The organism is Vibrio sp. EJY3 (genome assembly GCF_000241385.1).
Taxonomy (GTDB): Bacteria; Pseudomonadota; Gammaproteobacteria; order Enterobacterales; family Vibrionaceae; genus Vibrio; species Vibrio natriegens.
Genome location: NC_016614.1, coordinates 918,934 through 939,252 on the forward strand (window position 1 = coordinate 918,934; position 20,319 = coordinate 939,252).

The 20,319-nt window shown below is 43.9% G+C and carries 18 protein-coding genes; 7 read left to right on the top strand and 11 right to left on the bottom strand.

Annotated elements, in window-relative coordinates:
• Positions 1-178: 178 nt before the first annotated feature.
• Positions 179-2,101: an EAL domain-containing protein gene (locus VEJY3_RS20040; RefSeq protein ID WP_014234245.1), complete on the top strand. Its 1,923-nt coding sequence runs from the start codon at positions 179-181 to the stop codon at positions 2,099-2,101.
• Between the two features lie 123 nt (positions 2,102-2,224).
• A complete protein-coding gene (locus VEJY3_RS20045) occupies positions 2,225-3,880 on the top strand; it encodes an ABC-ATPase domain-containing protein (protein WP_014234246.1) in 1,656 nt (551 codons plus the stop codon).
• Positions 3,881-3,923: 43 nt separating this feature from the next.
• On the opposite strand, the gene VEJY3_RS20050 is transcribed toward VEJY3_RS20045, so the two are convergent.
• Positions 3,924-4,583 carry a DNA-J related domain-containing protein gene (locus VEJY3_RS20050; protein WP_014234247.1) on the bottom strand — a complete coding sequence of 220 codons (660 nt, stop codon included), beginning with the start codon at positions 4,581-4,583 and terminating at the stop codon, positions 3,924-3,926.
• A gap of 33 nt (positions 4,584-4,616) precedes the next feature.
• Positions 4,617-5,456 carry an isopenicillin N synthase family oxygenase gene (locus VEJY3_RS20055; RefSeq protein ID WP_014234248.1) on the bottom strand — a complete coding sequence of 280 codons (840 nt, stop codon included), beginning with the start codon at positions 5,454-5,456 and terminating at the stop codon, positions 4,617-4,619.
• 260 nt (positions 5,457-5,716) lie between these two features.
• On the opposite strand from VEJY3_RS20055, the gene VEJY3_RS20060 reads away from it, so the two are divergent.
• Positions 5,717-6,313, top strand: coding sequence for a DUF2238 domain-containing protein (locus VEJY3_RS20060; protein WP_014234249.1), 597 nt, complete (start codon positions 5,717-5,719; stop codon positions 6,311-6,313).
• Here the strand turns inward: VEJY3_RS20060 and cutA are convergent.
• The 5 genes from cutA to VEJY3_RS20085 all read right to left on the bottom strand — a co-directional run bounded on the left by cutA (position 6,275) and on the right by VEJY3_RS20085 (position 9,327).
• A complete protein-coding gene (gene cutA / locus VEJY3_RS20065) occupies positions 6,275-6,607 on the bottom strand; it encodes a divalent-cation tolerance protein CutA (RefSeq protein WP_014234250.1) in 333 nt (110 codons plus the stop codon). The genes VEJY3_RS20060 and cutA overlap by 39 nt on opposite strands.
• Positions 6,608-6,617: 10 nt before the next feature.
• Complete coding sequence (locus VEJY3_RS20070) at positions 6,618-6,869, bottom strand: hypothetical protein (protein WP_014234251.1); 252 nt, start codon at positions 6,867-6,869, stop codon at positions 6,618-6,620.
• 6 nt (positions 6,870-6,875) lie between these two features.
• The gene (locus VEJY3_RS20075) at positions 6,876-8,573 is read right to left on the bottom strand and encodes an SgrR family transcriptional regulator (protein ID WP_014234252.1); all 1,698 of its coding nucleotides are present in this window, start codon (positions 8,571-8,573) and stop codon (positions 6,876-6,878) included.
• Positions 8,574-8,652: 79 nt separating this feature from the next.
• Positions 8,653-8,886, bottom strand: a complete 234-nt coding sequence (locus VEJY3_RS20080; protein ID WP_014234253.1) for a DUF3389 domain-containing protein — start codon at positions 8,884-8,886, stop codon at positions 8,653-8,655.
• 12 nt (positions 8,887-8,898) lie between these two features.
• Complete coding sequence (locus VEJY3_RS20085; protein WP_014234254.1) at positions 8,899-9,327, bottom strand: hotdog fold thioesterase; 429 nt, start codon at positions 9,325-9,327, stop codon at positions 8,899-8,901.
• Between the two features lie 170 nt (positions 9,328-9,497).
• Between VEJY3_RS20085 and VEJY3_RS20090 the strand changes: the two genes are divergently transcribed.
• Positions 9,498-10,286, top strand: coding sequence for a M48 family metallopeptidase (locus tag VEJY3_RS20090; RefSeq protein ID WP_014234255.1), 789 nt, complete (start codon positions 9,498-9,500; stop codon positions 10,284-10,286).
• A gap of 78 nt (positions 10,287-10,364) precedes the next feature.
• Here VEJY3_RS20090 and VEJY3_RS20095 read toward each other — a convergent pair whose 3' ends face one another.
• Positions 10,365-11,393 (bottom strand): site-2 protease family protein, encoded by a 1,029-nt coding sequence (locus tag VEJY3_RS20095; protein ID WP_020334904.1) that lies wholly within the window; start codon positions 11,391-11,393, stop codon positions 10,365-10,367.
• 414 nt (positions 11,394-11,807) lie between these two features.
• Here VEJY3_RS20095 and VEJY3_RS20100 point away from each other — a divergent pair, with 414 nt between their 5' ends.
• The 3 genes from VEJY3_RS20100 to VEJY3_RS20110 all read left to right on the top strand — a co-directional run bounded on the left by VEJY3_RS20100 (position 11,808) and on the right by VEJY3_RS20110 (position 16,333).
• Complete coding sequence (locus tag VEJY3_RS20100) at positions 11,808-13,049, top strand: outer membrane protein transport protein (RefSeq protein ID WP_014234257.1); 1,242 nt, start codon at positions 11,808-11,810, stop codon at positions 13,047-13,049.
• A gap of 21 nt (positions 13,050-13,070) precedes the next feature.
• Positions 13,071-15,479 (top strand): VolA/Pla-1 family phospholipase, encoded by a 2,409-nt coding sequence (locus tag VEJY3_RS20105; protein WP_014234258.1) that lies wholly within the window; start codon positions 13,071-13,073, stop codon positions 15,477-15,479.
• A 296-nt stretch (positions 15,480-15,775) separates the two neighbouring features.
• Positions 15,776-16,333 carry a PhnA domain-containing protein gene (locus VEJY3_RS20110; protein ID WP_014234259.1) on the top strand — a complete coding sequence of 186 codons (558 nt, stop codon included), beginning with the start codon at positions 15,776-15,778 and terminating at the stop codon, positions 16,331-16,333.
• 158 nt (positions 16,334-16,491) lie between these two features.
• Here VEJY3_RS20110 and VEJY3_RS20115 read toward each other — a convergent pair whose 3' ends face one another.
• From VEJY3_RS20115 to VEJY3_RS20130, 3 genes are all read right to left on the bottom strand, one after another.
• Positions 16,492-16,683, bottom strand: coding sequence for a hypothetical protein (locus tag VEJY3_RS20115; RefSeq protein ID WP_014234260.1), 192 nt, complete (start codon positions 16,681-16,683; stop codon positions 16,492-16,494).
• 277 nt (positions 16,684-16,960) lie between these two features.
• A complete protein-coding gene (locus tag VEJY3_RS20120) occupies positions 16,961-17,980 on the bottom strand; it encodes a TerC/Alx family metal homeostasis membrane protein (RefSeq protein ID WP_014234261.1) in 1,020 nt (339 codons plus the stop codon).
• A gap of 523 nt (positions 17,981-18,503) precedes the next feature.
• On the bottom strand, positions 18,504-20,246 hold the full coding sequence (locus tag VEJY3_RS20130; RefSeq protein ID WP_014234262.1) for a bifunctional UDP-sugar hydrolase/5'-nucleotidase: 1,743 nt from the start codon (positions 20,244-20,246) through the stop codon (positions 18,504-18,506).
• Positions 20,247-20,319 lie beyond the last annotated feature (73 nt).

Consider the following 20,319-nt stretch of genomic DNA (forward strand, 5'->3'; position numbering starts at 1 on the left):
CGCGTTTCAAATCTGAGACAACTTGCAACTATTAAGAGTCCTGAATCATTTTCAGGACTTTTTTATATCTCGCGCTGACCCACCTCTATACTTAATGAGTATAAGCAGTGATATAAATAACGAATGCCACAATAGGCTTCAATTCACAGGATGTGAAACTACAGTAAAGGACGACAATATGGGGAGAATTCAGACATTAGATTATAAAATCCCTGACTCCATGCAAAAAAGTTGGCAAGAGATAGTCAACCTGCTTGCTCAAATAGGTGAAGTGCCGACCACACTTATCATGCGTGCCCACCAGGACTATCTTGAAGTAAATACCTCAAGCAACACGCCAGGAAACCCTTACAAGTCCGGAGACAAGGAATCACACGGCAGCGGTTTATATTGCGAGTATGTAATTAATAACCAGCAGGAGCTGATAGTTCCTTACGCCCCAGAAGACGAAGTGTGGTGCAGCAACCCCGATATAAAACTTGGAATGGTATCCTATTCTGGCCTTCCGTTACTTTGGCCCAATGGTGAGGTGTTCGGGACTATTTGTATGCTTGATTCTAAAGCTAACAAGTTCAGTGAAACGTATCTTCAGTTAATGAGCACGTTCAAAGACTCCATTGAAGCTCAGCTTGCGGTGGTGTTTCAGCAACACAAACTATTGCGCCTGAACCATGAACTACAGAACCGTGTAGAAAACAGAACCACAGACCTTGCGCAACTAAGTTATTCATTAACCAAAGAAATCGATCGGCGCAAAGCTGCAGAGAAACAAGTAAGCTATCAGAAAACTCACGATCAAGGCACGGGATTCTTAAATCGGTCCGCTTTAGAGCAGGTAGTTGAAAAATATCTTCAAGCGCTTAAAGATGATATGCAATCTCTCGTCATCATCAATATCGGCTTTAGTAACGCGAGAAGTATACAAACACGATATGGATTCGAAGCCTTTGACGAAATACTCAAAGAATTTCATTCGCGCCTTTCCGAACGTGTTTCCAGTTTTGTTACAGGAAGACCGAGTTCTAATGACTTGGTGCTGTTAGTCTCTGGGGATGATGTAGAGGGCAAGCTCAATCAATTACTTGAAGAGATTTCCAGCGTAAGCGTGGGCAACTTTTACAATAATAGGACTGAGGTTTACTTACACTCCTACATCGGTGTGGTCAGGGCCCAAAGAAATAGCAACGCCAAGCAACTGCTGCAAAACGCCTGTTATGCCATGCTGTTGTGTAAAGAATCTGGGGAAGCATACCGATACTTTAGTGAAAGTCATTCAAACGACCTTAACAACCATAGCCAGCTAGAAGGCTATTTATTACAAGCCGTACGTAATGATGATCTCATGCTCTATTTTCAGCCAAAAGTTAGCCCCACCACGCACGAATGGGTTGGCGCTGAAGCCTTATTGCGTTGGCGGCATCCGGTATTAGGTGACGTCTCCAACGAAGCATTGATCCGAATGGCCGAACAGAATGGCTTAATATTTGAAGTCGGATTATTTGTTCTTCGTACCGCGATAGCAAAAGCCAAGCAATGGTCAGAGATGACGGATAACTTTAAAATTGCGGTTAATGTCTCTCCTATCCAATTACAAAACGTCAACTTTGCCGACCAGGTTGAGCACCTTCTAGAAGCGTTTCATCTCCCACCCCGGTTTATCGAATTGGAAGTCACTGAAAGTGCCTTAATCGCCGATGAAACACTTGCGGTGACGACACTCAATAAACTTCATCAGCTTGGCGTGACATTGTCACTTGATGACTTTGGCACCGGATTTGCCTCATTTAGTTATCTGAAGAAGTACCCATTTGATGCCATAAAAGTTGATAAAAGCTTTGTACAGCAAATGGATAAATCAGAAAACGACCGAGCAATTATTCGCTCCATTATCCACATTGTCAAAAAGCTTGAGCTTCACGTCGTCGTGGAAGGTGTTGAGTCTACAAGCCAGGAGCAGTTTTTAATTGAAGAAGGCTGCGACGTAGTACAAGGGTTTCTCTATGGTAAACCCATGCCCTGTAATGAATTTGAGCAAGGCCTACTCAGTCAGCATCCATTAGATGAGCGGCCCACCTATTCGTCCGAGTTTGCGCCTAAATAATTTCGCTATGGATTTTCCAGTTTAGCGGTCAGTCTTACCGGTATATTGCCGTATTCTGCTTTACTCTATAGTCGGTGATTCCTATAATCGCCGCCCGCTTCTAATAAAAAGGCCAATATTTTCATGGATCAGTTAACTGCCACGCTTAAGAAAATTGAAAAGCAGAACTACCGTGCTTACCAGCAAATCAAAGGTCAATATGACTTTACTGATTTCACTTTGTTTATCGACCACATTCAAGGTGACCCTTATGCTTCTGCTTCTCGCTTGCGTGCAACTCGCGAATGGTCTCTAACTGGTCTTGAGTGGTTAAGAAATGAATCCGCGGCGTTCCAGCGAGCTGCACGAGATTTTATCGCTCGCAGTTTTGACCTTTTTGCCAAGCAAGAAAACTCCGTGTCCATTGCTTTGAACGGCCAAACGGTACTCGACAATACTGCCGTTCTGTTTACTGAAGAAGGTATTGAACTGCGTTTTCGAGTGAATCTTCCAGCTGAAGGCCGCTCAGTACTTGGTAAGAAGGCCAATAACATTCTGACTTTCCACTTACCTAAATTTATTAGACGTGCAACGCTCGAACGTGAGCTAGATAAAGATGCGCTGATAAAGCATTGTCAGGTTGTGGAAGATCAAGATGCGCTTAGAGAACAATTGGAAGCCAATAATTTAGTTGCATTCGTTGCAAATGGAAGTGTTCTTCCACGCGTAGCTGGTAACTGTGACTTACCGATGAAAGATGCCGTCGAATTTAAGGCTCCGGAATCGCTACAGGTGACTCTGCATGCTCCAAACAAAGGTTATATTACCGGTTTAGGTATCCCAAAAGGCATCTCGCTCATTGTTGGTGGCGGTTTTCATGGTAAATCGACCTTACTGAATGCTATTGAACGTTCTATTTACGATCACATTCCAGAAGATGGTCGTGAGTATGTTGTCACTGACAATAAATCAATGAAGATTCGAGCTGAAGATGGACGCTGTGTTCATCACTTAAATCTGTCGAACTACATTAATCATCTACCAATGGGTAAAGATACCGCTGATTTTGCGACCCAAGATGCTTCAGGTTCAACATCTCAAGCCGCATGGCTGCAAGAGTCCATCGAAGCGGGAGCAACCTCTCTGCTTATCGATGAAGATACCTCGGCAACAAACTTTATGATTCGTGACGAGCGCATGCAGGCATTAGTGGCGAAAGGCGATGAGCCGATTACACCACTGGTCGATCGCATCGGACAACTCAGAGATGAGCTCGATATTTCCACGATCATCGTAATGGGTGGTTCTGGTGATTATCTGGATGTGGCGGATACCGTTATTCAGATGCACGACTACCAAGCGGTCGATGTGACTGAGAAAGCGAAACAGGTCATCGCTCAGCACCCAACTCAGCGTCATAACGAATCGGAAGAAGCATTGAAAACGTTCCGTCCACGAGCGTTAAACCGTGTGGCGTTAATGAATATCCTGACCGATGGTAAGTTCCGCGTGAATGCCAAGGGCAAAGATTCACTTCGCTTCGGTAAGGAATTTACCGATTTAAGTGCTCTGGAACAGTTGGAATCCGCTGACGAAGTGAACACGATTGGTTGGCTGTGGTTCCAGTTGGCACAACTTCCAGGCTGGTGTGACAATCCAGCGAAAGAAATCGAAGAGATGTTATCTGCAGAATGGCATGCATCGTTACCAAAACAAGGTGACTTAGCTAAGCCTCGCACACTGGATGTGATGGCAGCATTAAACCGTATGCGTAAATCTCAATTCAAGCCGTCACACTAACCGACGACATCGCAAATATAAAGGCAGCCGATTTGTGCTGCCTTTATTTCTTGTCTCGAAGGACGTTCCACGCCTTACATAACATTCTAAAACGGTCAGCGTCACCACCTTCACAGTCAGGATGCCAACGAAAAGCCAGTTTACGCCAACGTTTTCGGACCTCTTCCTGCGTTGCCGAACTTTCTAACTCAAACAGTGCCAGCGCCTTGGACTTATCCATATCACTGGTAGAATGCCCGCCGATGTAGCGTTGATAAGTTTGCCAAAATTCTTTGAGTAGGCCGCGAACTTCGCTCTCACTTGCTTCAAAATGAGTCCAACTAAGGTAATACTCGCGCAAAGGATCGAGATGATCAATCGCGTTAAGTGACGAGTCTGCCGCCCCTTCAAGGGTAATATCCATTGCATCGACACAAAGCCATTGTTCCGGATATAAATGTTCTTGAAGCAGATATAACGCGTTCATGATAAGGAAGTTTCTTTTAAACAAGTCCTTATCTGGGGATGGGTCAAACTGGTGAATATATCCAAGTTCACTTAGCTGACTGGCTAAAGTGTGTACTTTCCAACCTGAAGGGTGTTCTCTAAGGATCTCTAATATGGGCCACAGCAACGGATTATCTATCTCACCGTGTTGATTTATCTCGCTTTGTAATGCCAATTTTCCTTCCTTAAAAGTAGAAACAAAAAAGGCCGATAGCATCAAGCCACCAGCCTTAGTCGTCAACGATTAGGTTTAAATTACACCAAGTTCGCGTAAGCGTTCCATCAGGTAACTATGCGCAGTGTAACGCTCTGAAAGTACCACATCTGGTTTCGGGTGTAAGAACAGCGGTAATGAAATACGCGATTTATCCTGACGTCCACCCGTTGGGTTGATAACGCGATGCGTTGTTGATGGGAAGTATCCACCTGATGCTTCTTGAAGCATGTCACCGATATTGATGATCAAGTTACCGAAGTCACATGGTACATCGATCCACTCACCTTCTTTGCTCTTAACCTGTAGACCCGGCTCGTTTGCAGCTGGCAATACAGTAAGTAGGTTGATGTCTTCATGCGCAGCAGCGCGGATCGCGCCCGGCTCTTCTTCACCAGTCATCGGTGGGTAATGTAGAACTCGAAGCAATGTTTTTTGGCTGTTGTTGATCATTTCTGACAGCGCGATTGAAAACCTTTCCTGAACTTCTTCAGGTGCATACTGCTCAACCCAACCCAAAAGTTCTTGAGCAAAAGCATCCGCACGCTGGTAATACTCCAGAATCTCGGCTTTCAGCTGCTCAGGGATCTGACCCCAAGGGTAAACATGAAAATATTCTTTAATATCTTTTACTGAATGCCCTTTCGCTACTTCAGAAACAGAAGGCGGGAAGTAACCATCTTGTGTATCAACGTTAAAGTGAAAATCATTTTTTTGTTCAGAGCTAAAAAAAGCCTGCCAGTTATTGTAAATTGATTCCACCAACTCTTGAGGAATAGGATGGTTCTTTAACACGCCAAACCCAGTTTCGCGTAGAGATGCAACGAACTGTTGAGCAGCATCATCAGCAAGGTAATCGACAGTTTCCAGTTTCATGACTTTACTTCTTTTTTATTTGGTTGAGTCACGGATTCTATGTACGGACATGTTGTAAATCAAACTTTAATGAAATGTGCACGCGCAAACGCTTCAATGTTGCGCGGTCTGTACATTATCCAACAGTTATCGTTATCAATATCACTGAAAACAAACAATTGCACAGCGTTCAATTAAATGTAATTATGACATCGATAAGTTGAGCAGTACTCATTTCGTTTAACTTGTCGTAAAAAACCAAGTGAAGGATCGAATAACTTATGAAAAGCACTTCTACACTGTTGGGACTAACGATTATTTATGCCGTCGTGTTTCTGTTTTCAGCATTGGAGCCCAACTCACGGGCGGTTTGGTTTGCCGAAATTTTTCCGGCAATTGGTATCCTGATTGCGATTTGGATTATTTCAAATCGATATCAATTTAGTAACACTGCCTATGTATTGATGTTTATCTGGCTGTGCCTGCATACTGTCGGAGCAAAATATACGTTCGCTGAAGTTCCGTTTGACTGGTTTAACAATTTGATTGGATCAGAAAGAAACAATTTTGATCGGGTCGCGCACTTCTCGATCGGTTTGTACGCCTACCCGATCGCAGAATATTTGATATATAAAAAGAAGCTCAATGTTAAGTTTTCTTGTTGGTTTGCCTTGTTTGCCATTATGTCTTTAGCAGCAGGCTATGAAATCATTGAGTGGTGGTACGCCGCTATTGCTGGTGGCGATGAAGGCATTGCCTTTCTGGGTTCACAAGGTGATATATGGGATGCCCAGAAAGACATTCTATGTGACACGGTCGGTGCTATCGTCGCGTTAATTCTAATGTCGGCTCAACGTCGACTCACGAAGCCACTCTAAGTACGGATTAAAACCATCAACAATGGGAACTTGTACGATTTGAGCCACTTCATACTCGTGCAAGTTCTCAATTTTTTCTTCGACCAGCTCGTACAACTCACGCCGAGTTTTAATCACTAACAGCCATTCCGTATCGTTACAAATTTCGCCTTTCCAGACATAATGACTCTCAATAGGCATCGTTTGAATACATGCAGCGAGCTTCGCTTCTAACAGACCTTTTATTATTTGATCCCGGTTCTGTTCATTCGCTGTAGTACTTAGCACTATGCAGTAATCATGCTCTGTGGTCATTTTGAACTCCCTACTTCATTGTCACTTTACCACCAATCATTTTATATGCCGGCGTGCCTCTTACCAATGTATCTCTAGCAAACTCTTGTTGGCAGCCAGGGCAAATACATGGTGTTTGTGTAAAATCCTCTACGATACGCTCTTTAAAACATTTTACTAAAGCGCCTTTTCCACCTTTACGGTATTTAAACAGCTGAGCTTTGCATTTTGCGCAATAAATATCGACGGTTTTCGTCGGTTGTTTTTTATTCGGTTTTGCCATCGTTAATTATAAATTATTGGGTATGTGCGGTTTTACCCATACGTTACTAAAATCAAACCAGCCCAAAGCGTTACATTTCGCATTTTGTAATGCGCCGCTGTGGTCCTTATTCACACCCAGCCAGCAATGGAACATCGGAACCACCTGATGACTTTTGACTAGCTGCTTACCGAGTTCACGAGCGGGAAATTCCGCATAGACGCCTGCACGCCATTGATCTACGAGCGCCGCCCAATCGGCAAAGTCGTAACTGGAGCTAAACGTCTCAATGTCACTGTAGTCCAGCAGCCAACCAGCGAGCGCATCATCTCGATTCGTAGCGATACCCATCGCTTTAATCCAAATATCTACTGCGTTTGGCTCCGGCGGTTGGCTATCATATCGAATGAACTCAACCTCGACAGCATGCGGTTTCAAGAGGCTCTTAATCGCTTTAGCAATGACGGGAAACATCGGGTGTTTCTTTTGGTATGCAACTGAAATAACTTTACCTTGCTGAGGTACAGCACCAGCTTGTGTTGGCCTTAAATCAATCCAGCCCGGCTTTATCCCAAAAGCTTGTAACACACCAAGCTCTATGACTTTATCTTGTGGTACATGAGCATATATTTGATGGCTGTTTAACACCTGACTAAAGAACTCGGCCCATCTTGGGTCTTTGGCTATGCCAGTATTCTTGTTGAGTAAGAGAAATGTACAGCCAGGATCCAGCTCGACCTCATCGGTTGAAGCATGCTTGTCCATCTGAGGCTTGGATAAGCTTGGGTAAACCATTGATGAATAAGCTTCGTCAATTACCCACACCTCGACCTGATCCAATAAAGGTCTTAAGCCGAAATATCCATCGAACGCCGTTAAAATAAGGCGTTTATCATCGTTCACTTTGACCTGAAAAGGACCTGTTCCTATCGGTTTTCTATCAAACCCTTCTGAACGTTGTGCCTGAGGTAACAGAATTTTTGCGTGAGATTCACTTAATGCAAGAGGCAGGTAACGGTCTGGACGTACAAGCTCTATATCAACCGTCCAAGGCAAAGGTGATGAGACTTTCGAGATATGCGAAAACAGGTTTAAGCCACTTAGTGCACGAACGCTTTCCAAAACACAATCCGTTGTGAGAAGTTCACCGTTGTGGAATCGTACTCCTCGGCGTAAATAAAAACGCCAGTGTGTATCACTTAACGACTCCCAAGTATGAGCTAAGTCGGGTTTAAGCTGTTCATTTTCATCCAGCCGAGTCAGGCCACTAAAAACTTGTCTTGCGATATGTTGTTCTGAGCGACGCATTGGCTTTTGTGGATTCAGCATCGCCAGTGGACGGTAATAAGGTAAACGGATAACCTGCTCACCTTGGCGGTGCTGAAGTCCCAAATAACCTTGAATGACCTGAGTGAGTCTGGTCGCGTCGTTATCTAACGCCTCCAATGCCTGGCCAATTTTTCCTTCATCCAGATAGCGTCTTGCCAGATTTTCACTTACATCGCTACGACTGCGTTTGAATACCAGCTTAGAGAGCTTTCCTCGACCCGCGGCTGGGTGCCACTCAATCCAACCCTCTTCTTCTAGTTTATTGAGAACAATGCGAGCATTACGACGCGTACAAAACAGCGCTTCAGTAATATCTTCGAGCTGAACTTCTGTATCGTTTCCAGAGAATTTTTCAAATAGTGTTTCAAACTGAACACGTAGGCGCGGACTACTCATAAAGAGGAAAATCTTGTTTAGATGTCAATAAACCAAGTTTCCTCATTTTTATGAAAAAGTGCAAATTTTGATGGGTAATTTATTGAATATCTATACCAATTTCTTTTGAAATCAGAATGAGTTGCTCCTCGTTATCGAGTTTTATCGACCACTTACACTCCGCACCATGACACAACACCACGTTTGCACCGCTTCCGAGAAGTTGAATGGCATCCGTCTGAGCCTGTAGTGTTACCATGGAAGCACCGGATAACTTAATAACGATTTCACGTTGTGTCGCGATGATTTTACCCAGTGAGAATTCAATGACCATCTTAGTCTAGACTCACTTCGATTTTTGCTGTTTCACAGCGATAGTCAAACGACTGGTACAGACTAAGCGATCACGCTCATCGGTAATATTGATCTGCCAAACCTGAGTTGAGACGCCCAAATGCAATGGCTTTGCTGTACCGATAACGTATCCACTGCGCATCGCTCTAACATGGTTGGCATTGATGTCTAAGCCAACACAATAGCTTCCTTCACCCACACAGAAGTTGGCTGCAACCGAACCCAGCGTTTCCGCTAGTACAACAGAAGCGCCTCCATGCAGCAGCCCTAACGGTTGATGCGTAATACTACACACTGGCATGGTTGCGCTAACGGAGTCGTCGGTGAATTCGGTATATTCAATTTGTAAATGCTCCATCATAGTGTTTTTTGACGTTGCATTAAGTATCTCTACACTGATTGGCTTTTTCCAAATGCTCATTTTATGGTCTTATTTTTAAAGTGTTGGTAACTATGGATTAGGAATTGCCTAGCATAGTCTCTATTACGTCTCTACTTCAAGGCATAACTACAACGGCAAGATGCTCTTTTATACTCGATAATTACGTATATACTGTTGATCGAAATAGAAATAAATATGTGGAACCAAATATGAAGGTATGGATTAAAGCTTCTGCTCTTTTGGCCGTCGCAGGTTTAACAGCTTGTAGTGCATCTCCTACTGGTCGTAATCAGCTTCTGATGTTTTCTGATCAAGAGATGTCCTCTCTCGGGGCGAAATCTTTCGACCAAATGAAGAAAGACATCCCAATCAGTAAAGATAAAAAGATGAACGCTTACGTTCAATGTGTTGCTAAACACGTAACAGATGTCATTCCCTCGCAACCAGGGTTCCAAAGCTGGGAGGTTGTTGTATTTGACAGTAAACAGGTCAACGCCTTTGCTCTGCCTGGCGGAAAAATTGGTGTGTATACGGGTTTGCTTGGCGTTGCCAAAAACCAGGATCAGCTGGCAACGGTCATTGGTCACGAAGTCGCGCACGTTCTTGCAGACCACAGTAATGAACGCCTATCTCAAAGCCAGTTAGCAAACACGGGGTTATCGCTTGCTAACGTTGTTATTGGCGCTTCAGAATATAAGCAATATCAAGAAATGACGATGGCAGCATTAGGTGCTGGTGTCCAATACGGTGTGATTTTACCATACGGAAGAACTCAGGAATCCGAAGCCGACATTGTTGGCCTCGATTACATGGCAAAAGCGGGTTTCGATCCAAACCAGAGCATCGATCTATGGAAAAATATGAGTGCAGCATCTGGTGGTGCTCAGCCGCCTGAATTTTTCTCCACTCACCCTTCGCACAGCACGCGTATTAAAGAGCTACAAGCGACAATAAGAAAGCTACCTAATTACAACGTTAAAGCGCCGAAGTGTGGTTAAGTCCCATTTAGAAAACGACGCGTGAAGAAACTTAAAAAGCTCCATTTTGGAGCTTTTTTAACATTCGGAGTTAGGGGTTTAAGTGCCTAAAATCTGCATCGGTAAACTGAGTAAGCTATCTCCCAGGCTCGCGAAATACCAAATAATAGCCACGAAACCACCAACGGATACGACATACCAGGCAAAAGAAAACAATTGCCCATAACGTGTTAGTGGCAATAAATGACTGTGGTGACGGGTTCGCCATTCCATGACCACTTCCAGCATCCCCATGATCAATAAAAAGCCAAGTAGCGTTAAACCAAGTGAGTAACTCAGTACGATACCAAGTATCGCGGTGATTACGCTGCCCGCTAACCCAACCCAGGTATTCATGGAGAAGGTTATGCTCTTCAACACATGCCCGCCGTCTAAAGGCAAAATTGGTAATAAATTGAATAGGTTTAGCAATGCGTTAAATACGGCGAGACCAGCAAACGTTATCTCACCAGTTACCCAATACAGAAGAGTAAAAACAATACTCAATACCAAACCAAAAAACGGTCCCATAATGGAGATAACCACATCTTGCCAGCGAGTGTTGATTTTTTCATCACTTAACGCAAGCCCACCCAGAAATGGAATCAGGTAAATACCCTTGGTTTTCATACCAAAGTACTTCATCGCTTTAATGTGCCCCCATTCGTGAAACACAAGGCAGGCAATCAGTGCGAGGGCAAACTCGATTGAGAACAACCAAGAGTATGCGGCCAAACTAGCGGAAGCTAATGCCACTTTAATGACTTTGGCACTTTTTAAGGCTTTCATACCTAACGATACGATACCAATTAGGCTTAAGCGCTTTTCACTTGGAGGGGCGACTTGTGGTGTCTGACGTTCAATATCTTTCTCATTTCGAGAACCACTAGTCACTAGAGTGTCATTCATTTTGACGTGATATGACAAACTGAAAGGCTGCCACTGAACTGCACAATCTAGCTCACACTGCAATACCTCTTCACCAGCCATAAGTTTAAACTGATGTGAGCTTCGCTCAGACTCGTTCTCACTGGCATCAATCTGAGAGACTAGTGTGTTGTCCCAATACAACTGCTGCCAGCCCGCCATTGATCCTTCCAATCTGAGTGATCGGCCTAAAAATTCAATATGTAGTAATTCCAACGTGCTCTAGCCTAATGACCTAAAAATTCAAAATACCAAGTTTATCAGAGGTTATATGGCTTTCATAAAGCCTAATTGCCAGCCTTTTGAACGCTTTTTATCCATTAGTGTTACGAAATAATTCTGGTCTAACCATTCGTATAAAAAATACAAAGACAATACATAAGCTTACCTACCAACGTTTGACCTATGCATCAAATTTAAAAAACAAATTCACCTCAATCTTTGACAATTAATTAAACATACGTTTAACATTGCATTTACATTGTGAACATAATTCATAACAAACAATGGCCTCATCACTACACAACAATTAAAAGGACTACGGTCTAGCTTAAAGACACCCCAGGAGGGTCAAGGATGAACAAGAAGCGCTGCTCTCTGCTTACAATTTCGATATTGTTTGCGTGTAATGCCCAATCAGCGGGTTTTCAGGTTGTTGAACATTCAGCATCTGGTCTTGGTCGAGCATTTTCAGGCGAAGCCGCTGTCGCAGACAATGCCAGTGTTCTGGCACGAAACCCGGCAGCCATGACACTTTTCGAACAAGCTCAGTTTTCAGGCGCTATAAGCGTGATTGATCCTGAAATAAACATTTATGACACTTTTTATGATGAACACTCTGATGACATAGCACCTTTGGCCGCAGTTCCTGCTGCTTACTATGTCAGTCCTATCAACGATAAGTTTGCTTGGGGCATCGGCATGTTTACAACGTACGGTGTTGCAACGGAGTATCCAACGGATATTTCTGCGGGCGATCTGGCAGGTAACACATCGCTAATGTCGGTCAGCATAAATCCAAACCTTGCATATCGTATCAATGATGCATTTAGTGTTGCTGGCGGCGTGAGTCTGGTTTATGCCGAAGCTGAGTTAACACGACATAAAGGTTCACTAGCACCATTGTTTGGACCAGGAAGCCAAAAGTCTGACAAATTGATCAGCATGGAAGATGAGACGTTTGCCTGGGGTTGGAACCTTGGAGCCCTGTATGAAGTGGATAAGAACAACCGTTTTGGTATCGGCTACCGTTCACAAGTTGACCTTGATTTCGAAGAAGGTGAATTCCGTAGTTACGACTCTGGTATCGCAACCGCAGCCAAAGTCGACGGACGTATAAAGATCACGCTTCCTTCTATCTTTGAGCTATCGGGCTTTCACCAAGTCAATGACCAATGGGCGTTTCACTACAGCTGGATGCTAACCAACTGGAGTCAATTTACTGAACTACGAGCGACCAGTGACCAATGTAACAACGGCGTGTGTTTCTCCAAACAAGAAAAATACGATGATAACAACCGTTATTCAGTTGGTGCTACTTACACGCTGAACCCTAGCTGGACATTCCGTGCGGGTGTTGCATACGACGAGCAGGCTGGTAAGCCAACATTGAGCATCCCAGATACGGATCGCTACTGGTATAGCACTGGTTTAACTTACGCGTGGAACGACAACCTGTCTTTTGATGCTGGTTTCACTTTAGTGCAGAGTGAAGACAGTTCTTTCAAAGAAACTAACGCATCTGGCCAAGAGCTGACATTCGATTCTGACGGTATGGCTTACATCAGTTCAGTACAAATGAATTACACCTTCAACTAGTAGGTTTAACGGAGTAAACCAATGAAACATACTTTTAAATTATCTCTGCTTTGTTCTGCCATCCTACTTGCTGGTTGTGGTGACGAGTCTGCCAGTCGAGGCACCTCGGAACAAATAGGATTTGAACCTGCTGTTCAGGCATTACTTGATCGCCAGACATCAATTCAATTTACCCTTCAAGGTGCGAATGCAGTGGTTCCTGCCCCATCCTACCTACTGATGGATTCGACCGATGGCACTTTAGGGTTGCCGACCGAAGGCGATGACGCATTAACCAATCCAAGAGCCTCGATGAACACTATGGATGGTTGGTCTACATCAATGCCTATCGTATTAAACTTCGACGGTGATGGATTTGCTACAGGTATGGTGACGTCGGGTGTAAAAGTCATCAAAATCAATACGCGCCTGACTGATTGGGATGGCACCAGCAATCCGATCGAAGAAGTTCTGACACTCGGCACAGATTATGTTGTCCAAACCAATGGTAATTCACTCTATATCCAGTTTATGGATGCGCTGGACGAATCGAGCGAGTACATTTTTGCTGTAACGCAAGACATAACTGATGTTAATGGCGACCCGATCGGTACGTCTTCGAACTACGCTATCGCCAAAAGCAAGGAAGTCGTGTACGAAACCGGTGACTTAGCTTCTGTTCAAGCAGTGACAACGGCAGTTGAAGGTATCTTCGGCTTAGCAAGTGTTAGCCCTGATGATATTGTCTACTCATCTTGGTTTAGCACGCAATCTGTGGGTGATACTCTAGCCGCAGTGAAAGGCGTGACGGCAACAGGCTTCGCTACTGGCGTGAACACGCTGAATAACGTGTATAAAGCAGATTCAAATGATAATTCCGTTGATCTCGCGGCCGCTTATACCATGACGTTTGGTACGACCGAGGATTTTGTAACGGCTCTTGATAATGACCAGGATTTCAATCAATACGTTAGTGACCTAGACGCAGCTAAGACGGCGATAAAAGGCCTCTACAACGCTTCTGGCGCTAGCGTGAATGTGACTCAAGGCTCGGTAAAACTCCCTTACTACCTTGAGAAAGGTGCAGATTGGAACATGCAGCCAATGGTTTCTGCAATGCCAAGCCTTGCAAAACTTAGCGCTGCTCTCGCCGATCCAAACGAGCAAGCGAATATGGTTCAGCAGCTTTCTACCGGTGTTTTCGCAGAGAACCCTGTGGATGTAACGAAGCTGGCAAGTGATCCGACGGAACAGCTTAAGCTGGTTGGTTCTACCCTGTATCTGAGCGACGGTAGCCAATTAGACAGTGAACGTATTATTACGCGTTATTCTCCTGTTCCTGCAGTTAAGTCTGTTGAAGATGTAGAGTTTCTTCTATTCACACCGCAGTCAGGTGTTGCAACAGACGTTGTGGTTTATCAACACGGCATCACGTCATCAAAAGAAACTGCCTATGCGTTTGCCTACAACATGGTTAAAGCAGGCGTTGCCGTTATTGCTATCGACTTGCCTATGCATGGCACACGTAGCCTTGATGAACAACGCTCGGCGAATGCGAACGTTCTAGCTTATCTGAACCTGTCGAACTTAGCGGTAGCTCGTGACAATTTACGTCAAAGTGTACTGGACGTTCTGGGCCTTCGTGCAAGCTTGGTCGTATCGGCACAAGGTGGTCTTTTAGCAACTGGGCCTCTTCAGGGTTTCAACCCAATGGCTGGCTCGCAAGTTAAGATGTTGGGTCATTCGCTAGGCGGTATCGTTGGTACATCTGCGGTTGCAGCAGCCAATAATTCTCTAGGTAGCCCAACGGCAGATGCGCTCTATTCGTTTAGCGCGGCTTCTATCCAGAACTCAGGTGGTCAAATTGGTAACTTGCTACTGGGCTCGGCAAACTTCGGGCCTCAGATAAAGCATAATCTGGCTTACGCTGCTTCAACGGGCTACATGTCATTTGCTGATGCACAATGTACCGAATTAGATGCAAAAGCCTGTTATGAGACCTTTGAAGGTCTGGCCACTGCAGCGCAGCTAACTGAATTAGGCTCTGGCTTCTCTCAGTTCATCTACGCTGCTCAGACAACGCTCGATACTGTTGACCCATTCACTAACGCTAGTGATTTGATGTCTTCAGGTACGCTATCAACACCATTCTTTATGACACAAACTGAGGGTGATTCAGTAGTTCCGAATAGCGTTAACAACGCACTATTCGCAGGTACAGAACCACTGGCCAAGAAACTAGGCTTAAAGAAGGTTAATAGTTCAGACCCAGCAGTCTCAGCAACGGCGAGCTTCGTTCAGTTCAACTCGACAGCGACACACAGTACGTTTGCATCACCAAGTGGTACTTTGGCTGACCTCGATCACTACATCGAAATGCAAACCGAGAACACCGATTTCCTAATGGATAATGTGTTAACGGGTGTTTCTAACACGTCAGTTCTGAAATAAACATCAGATATAAAATCTAAGACTGAAACCCTAAGTCCTATTGTTATGCCCTCAATAGTTGATCTTCAATTATTGGGGGCATTTGCATGGCAGGAGCGCAAAAAGATTCATGCCTGTTTATAGTTACAATGAGCTTTTATATTCCGACATCAATTTTATTACCAAATGTTTTACATATTTACATTAATCAAGTTGCAATATTGTAAAAACCAAACCTAAATTCCCTAACACCCTTTTATTTATCAGGATAAAGTGGATAATACCGCCACAAAATAACATTACTAAGGTGAGTCCTTATGTCTATCGAATCTACTTTGCTTGCACGCTGCGAGTCAAAATGTGAACTATGTTCTTCTGAATCTCCATTAACTGCTTACGCTGTTCCACCACACGGTAACGTAACAGTTGATACCGCTATTATGGTTTGTGACAAATGTCTAAGCGAGATCGAAGAACCTAAAGACATTAACCACTGGCGTTGTCTAAATGACAGCATGTGGAGCCAAGTGCCAGCAGTACAAGTTACTGCATGGCGCCAACTGACTCGCCTAAACACTGAAAGCTGGGCTCAAGATGCTCTTGACATGATGTACATGGAAGAAGAGCAAATGAACTGGGCCATGAAGGGTATGTCTGCTGATGATAAAACGGTTGACTGTAACGGCACTGAACTTAAAAAAGGTGACGATGTAACAGTAATTAAAGATCTACCAGTTAAAGGCACAAACCAAGTAATCAAACAAGGTACGGTTATCCGTGGTATCAGTCTTGGCGACGATCCAAAATTGGTTTCTGGTAAGGCAAACGGTGGTCAGTCTATGTATGTGATCGCAGAGTTCTGTCGTAAGAAGTAATAGACGTTACTTTTATCTAAAAACAGGGTTCCAGTCGGAGCCCTGTTTTTGTTTCAGCTCGCTATATGGAGTGGCTAGTCATACCGCCTTGTGGTGACCCTGAAATAGATACAAAAAAGCCAGCGATTAAGCTGGCTTTGTTCATTACTGTCTTCAGATTAACGATACATACCGATGTCTTTCTGAATATGAGCTGACAAATCTTCCGCGTAGTAACCACGTGGTGTTGAGTTATCTACAAAAAGAATGTCTAGTAAGTGTGCAATCAATCCTTTGAAGTTGACCGAGTAGGTCTTCTTATCCATAGAGGTTGGTAAAGCTACATTTGTCATTTGCATTGCTTGTGCCATGATTGCCTCTCTTTAAAGCAGTAATAGGTTTTGTTGGGTGTATAATAGTCACATCGTTTCAGTTTAAAAAGTGACAAAAACTACCCTTTCGAATTACTTTTTCTAATAAAACAAACCCATAACAAACACTGGATATACTAATACTCGCCAGACGAATATTTATTCAATATAGCCCAATAATGCTTGAATAACTTTAAGTTACCTCATTTTTCAACCCGATTTAGCAACATTTTATTAACCAGATAATATTCAATATCAAATTAACACACCAAACACGTCAATATTTTTGATTAGTAATATTAACTCTGGATACTGCATCTTCTTTGTTCTTATAAACCGAAGCGACTACGGCCGAGGTCATCACCAAGATTAGGAATGTGAGAGACCAAATCGTCGGTATTTCATAGTCCGTACCAACCAAAAGCATTTTCACACCAATAAACATCATGATCACAGACAAAGCTGGCTTCAAGTAAACGAACTTATCTAACATTGCTTGTAATACAAAATACAATGAGCGAAGCCCAAGTAACGCAAATACGTTCGCTGCAAGCACCAAGAAGGGTTCACGTGTGACTGCAAAAATCGCGGGAATTGAGTCCAATGCGAACATCACATCCATTACCGCGATCACCGCTACGACGATGAACATCGGTGTCGCCAACCACTTACCCGCCTGCTTCACTATCATGTGGTTATTGTGGTAACCATCAGTTACTGGAATGAGTTTACGGATAAACTTCTCCGGATACGGGTTAACCTCTTCGTTTTCACCACTCCCTTGCGCGAGTTTAATACCGGTCCAAATCAGAAATGCCGCGAATAAGTACAATACCCAGTGATATTGAGCCAATAGCTGCGCCCCGACAGCAATCATGACGGCACGAAGTAACAGAGCACCAATCACACCCCAAAGCAGTGCTCTCGGTCGCAAATGTTCAGGCACGTTGTACTGAGCAAAAATGATTGCGAAAACAAACAGGTTATCAACACTGAGTGATTTCTCCAGCAGATACCCGGTAAGGAACGAAACTGCCGCTTTTGTATTGGTATAGTGGCTATGAGGCGCATAAAAATCCCAGAAAAGGTAGATAGAACCCGCAAACACAAAGGCCAACAAAAACCAAAAGATGCTCCAAGCAATGGCTTTTTTCATCGACACAACGCCACCGCGCGTTTGGTAAATATCAAGCGCGACTAAAACGAGTGTAACTAGCCCGAAAACGGCATACATATTGAGAGATTCTTGAAGCAGAACCGATTGACTAACTTGGGTGGTATTTTCAATAAGAGACATGATTCCTCCTACGCGGAAGAACCACTGGTTTGGTGACCTTCCGCATACAATATAAACCAACAGCCACATGAATCATGTGTCTGCCAATTGTTGAATGCGTTGGTCTCGTTGAAGTGCCAAATTAAATGAATCAATGACACCTTTACTTACCGGATAAGCATACGCTTAACGAGATGACGATAAGTAAACTTGCGCTAACTACTCCCCAAACGGGGCCATCATACGCCTGTCATTTTAATTTTCCAACAAAGAATAGCTATCGATAAGGCAGAGATACTTTATGACATTCAAAGCATTACATTAATGAATGTGATGCCCATAAAAAAGGGAGCACGACTGTGCTCCCTTTTCTTAATATTTTGCTCAGCTCAATATCCCATCACAGGCATAAAATGTGCTAGTAATGACCAAGCGGCAACCCAAGCAACAACTACCGCAACATCACTCCAGTCTTTATTCCACATCCGTTTTACCTTCACCCCATTTATCATGGAAAGATAAGCAAGATGGGTACCCAAAATGGCTAACTACGCTGCTGAGTATAGAATTTGTGATTTTGGTTCAAGCAGTTAGGGTCGTCAGTGAGCAGTTCAATGAAACAATCCGCCATAGACAGATTGCTGACACTTCCCTCACCTTCCATATCCAATAGGGCTTCGTAACCTTCTTTGCCTTTCATTGTATATGCCGATGAGGTACCACGATACCAAACCTCATCTTGTACGTTGATCCAGCGATTCTCGTTGAAGATCTCTAATACGGTAATGCGTTTCCCTTTGGGAAGATGGGCTTTGTACTCAAAGTTCAGGTTGTATGTGTACGGATAACTACCAGATCCGGTGCCTTCGACACCATTGTTCAACGCGTTATTAATTGCGCCTTCTAAAGCTCGGCGAATCACTCTTCCCTGCACGTTATAAAAACCAATAGGAACGGCAAATGGCAATAAACGTCCGGCAACATCGGCAATCGTAAGTTTGCCCGGGTTGAGTGACGTTCTTACGCCACCAGCGTTGTGAATGGCGAACTGAATTTCATGTCCACGTTGATTTAAGCTGTGCAAGAATGAATGCGCCACCGCGGAAGCGAGTTCGCTACCGCCAAATTCATCAGGGATACGTACGTGACGTTTTTTATTTTCGACATTCGCGATAACCTGAGATTGAAGTGCGCGTACGCGTGGTATGTACTTGTCCGTTAAAATCGCCTGCGTCTCAGGGTGTTTTTTACATACGACAACATTTGGCTGACCATGAATAAAGTCACACGCTGTTTCAAATACGCCCTGGTCCAGTTGTTGGTTGAGTGAAGAATCCCAAAATATACGACGGCCAAGTAAAAGCTCATTTTGACCATTTAGCATCGTCGCTCTGCCATCTTCATCAAACTCGAGTACACAGTGTCCAATCGTCAGTGCATGGAAACCAGCTTGAACCACATACGTCCCGTTAACGTTCACCCCGTATTGGTCGTCTTTACCTAAGCCTATCGATGAGAAATCGCCTTGCAGACGATGACTATGGCCCCCAACGATGATCCCAATGCCGTCCACCTGTTCTGCGAGTTCTAAGTCACCTTCGTAACCCAGATGGCTAAGCAATATGATGTTTTTTATTCCAGCCGCGTGAATTTGCTCGACCGTCGCTTTAGCTGTATCAATCGCTGCCACGAAAGGTGTATCTGCGTCGGGATTCGCAATATCACTCATTTTATCGATCGACAGACCAAAAATGGCCACTGGTACGCCATCAAACTCTTTCACCATATATTGCGCGCTTTGAGTTTGATGCTGATAACTCAGCACATTGCCACAATCACTCACTCGATGAGTTTTAGAAACTGATTCGTTGGACAGATCCCAGTTACCAGCAAGTAATGGAAAATTGGTACGCTGACAGAACTGCGCTACGGGTTCATTACCCATATCCAATTCATGGTTGCCTAATGCCATCGCGTCGATTTGTAGCGCGTTTAGCAGGTCAGCATTGGCTTTGCCTTTAAATAAAGAAAAGTACAGAGTGCCCTGAAAGCAATCACCGGCATGTAAAAATAACATTCCGTGCCCTTGGCGTTTCGCATCATCGCGGAGTTGTTCAACGCGTGTAGCAATGCGTGAAAAACCACCAGCACTCACGTAAGGCTCTAGCGTAACTTCTTTGTTGATTTGTAATTTTAGCTGTAATGACGTTGGCTCAAAGTAGGAATGAGTGTCATTGATGTGTGCCAGTTTTATTCTTACTGGCTTATGATTTTTATTCATTTTCATCTTCTCTCTTTTCATTCCTTATAATAATAAGGAGTGGATCATGACAGAATCATGAATTTTATGAAACAGCGAA

Excerpts from the sequence above, each read along its gene's own strand:
- cutA (WP_014234250.1), bottom strand. The coding sequence starts at position 6,607 with ATGACCACAGAGCATGATTACTGCATAGTGCTAAGTACTACAGCGAAT.
- VEJY3_RS20090 (WP_014234255.1), top strand. The coding sequence starts at position 9,498 with ATGAAGGTATGGATTAAAGCTTCTGCTCTTTTGGCCGTCGCAGGTTTA.
- VEJY3_RS20100 (WP_014234257.1), top strand. The coding sequence starts at position 11,808 with ATGAACAAGAAGCGCTGCTCTCTGCTTACAATTTCGATATTGTTTGCG.
- VEJY3_RS20130 (WP_014234262.1), bottom strand. The coding sequence starts at position 20,246 with ATGAAAATGAATAAAAATCATAAGCCAGTAAGAATAAAACTGGCACAC.
- VEJY3_RS20045 (WP_014234246.1), top strand. The coding sequence starts at position 2,225 with ATGGATCAGTTAACTGCCACGCTTAAGAAAATTGAAAAGCAGAACTAC.
- VEJY3_RS20050 (WP_014234247.1), bottom strand. The coding sequence starts at position 4,583 with ATGCTATCGGCCTTTTTTGTTTCTACTTTTAAGGAAGGAAAATTGGCA.
- VEJY3_RS20095 (WP_020334904.1), bottom strand. The coding sequence starts at position 11,393 with ATGGCGGGCTGGCAGCAGTTGTATTGGGACAACACACTAGTCTCTCAG.
- VEJY3_RS20105 (WP_014234258.1), top strand. The coding sequence starts at position 13,071 with ATGAAACATACTTTTAAATTATCTCTGCTTTGTTCTGCCATCCTACTT.
- VEJY3_RS20070 (WP_014234251.1), bottom strand. The coding sequence starts at position 6,869 with ATGGCAAAACCGAATAAAAAACAACCGACGAAAACCGTCGATATTTAT.
- VEJY3_RS20075 (WP_014234252.1), bottom strand. The coding sequence starts at position 8,573 with ATGAGTAGTCCGCGCCTACGTGTTCAGTTTGAAACACTATTTGAAAAA.
- VEJY3_RS20085 (WP_014234254.1), bottom strand. The coding sequence starts at position 9,327 with ATGAGCATTTGGAAAAAGCCAATCAGTGTAGAGATACTTAATGCAACG.
- VEJY3_RS20055 (WP_014234248.1), bottom strand. The coding sequence starts at position 5,456 with ATGAAACTGGAAACTGTCGATTACCTTGCTGATGATGCTGCTCAACAG.
- VEJY3_RS20110 (WP_014234259.1), top strand. The coding sequence starts at position 15,776 with ATGTCTATCGAATCTACTTTGCTTGCACGCTGCGAGTCAAAATGTGAA.
- VEJY3_RS20080 (WP_014234253.1), bottom strand. The coding sequence starts at position 8,886 with ATGGTCATTGAATTCTCACTGGGTAAAATCATCGCGACACAACGTGAA.
- VEJY3_RS20115 (WP_014234260.1), bottom strand. The coding sequence starts at position 16,683 with ATGGCACAAGCAATGCAAATGACAAATGTAGCTTTACCAACCTCTATG.
- VEJY3_RS20120 (WP_014234261.1), bottom strand. The coding sequence starts at position 17,980 with ATGTCTCTTATTGAAAATACCACCCAAGTTAGTCAATCGGTTCTGCTT.
- VEJY3_RS20060 (WP_014234249.1), top strand. The coding sequence starts at position 5,717 with ATGAAAAGCACTTCTACACTGTTGGGACTAACGATTATTTATGCCGTC.
- VEJY3_RS20040 (WP_014234245.1), top strand. The coding sequence starts at position 179 with ATGGGGAGAATTCAGACATTAGATTATAAAATCCCTGACTCCATGCAA.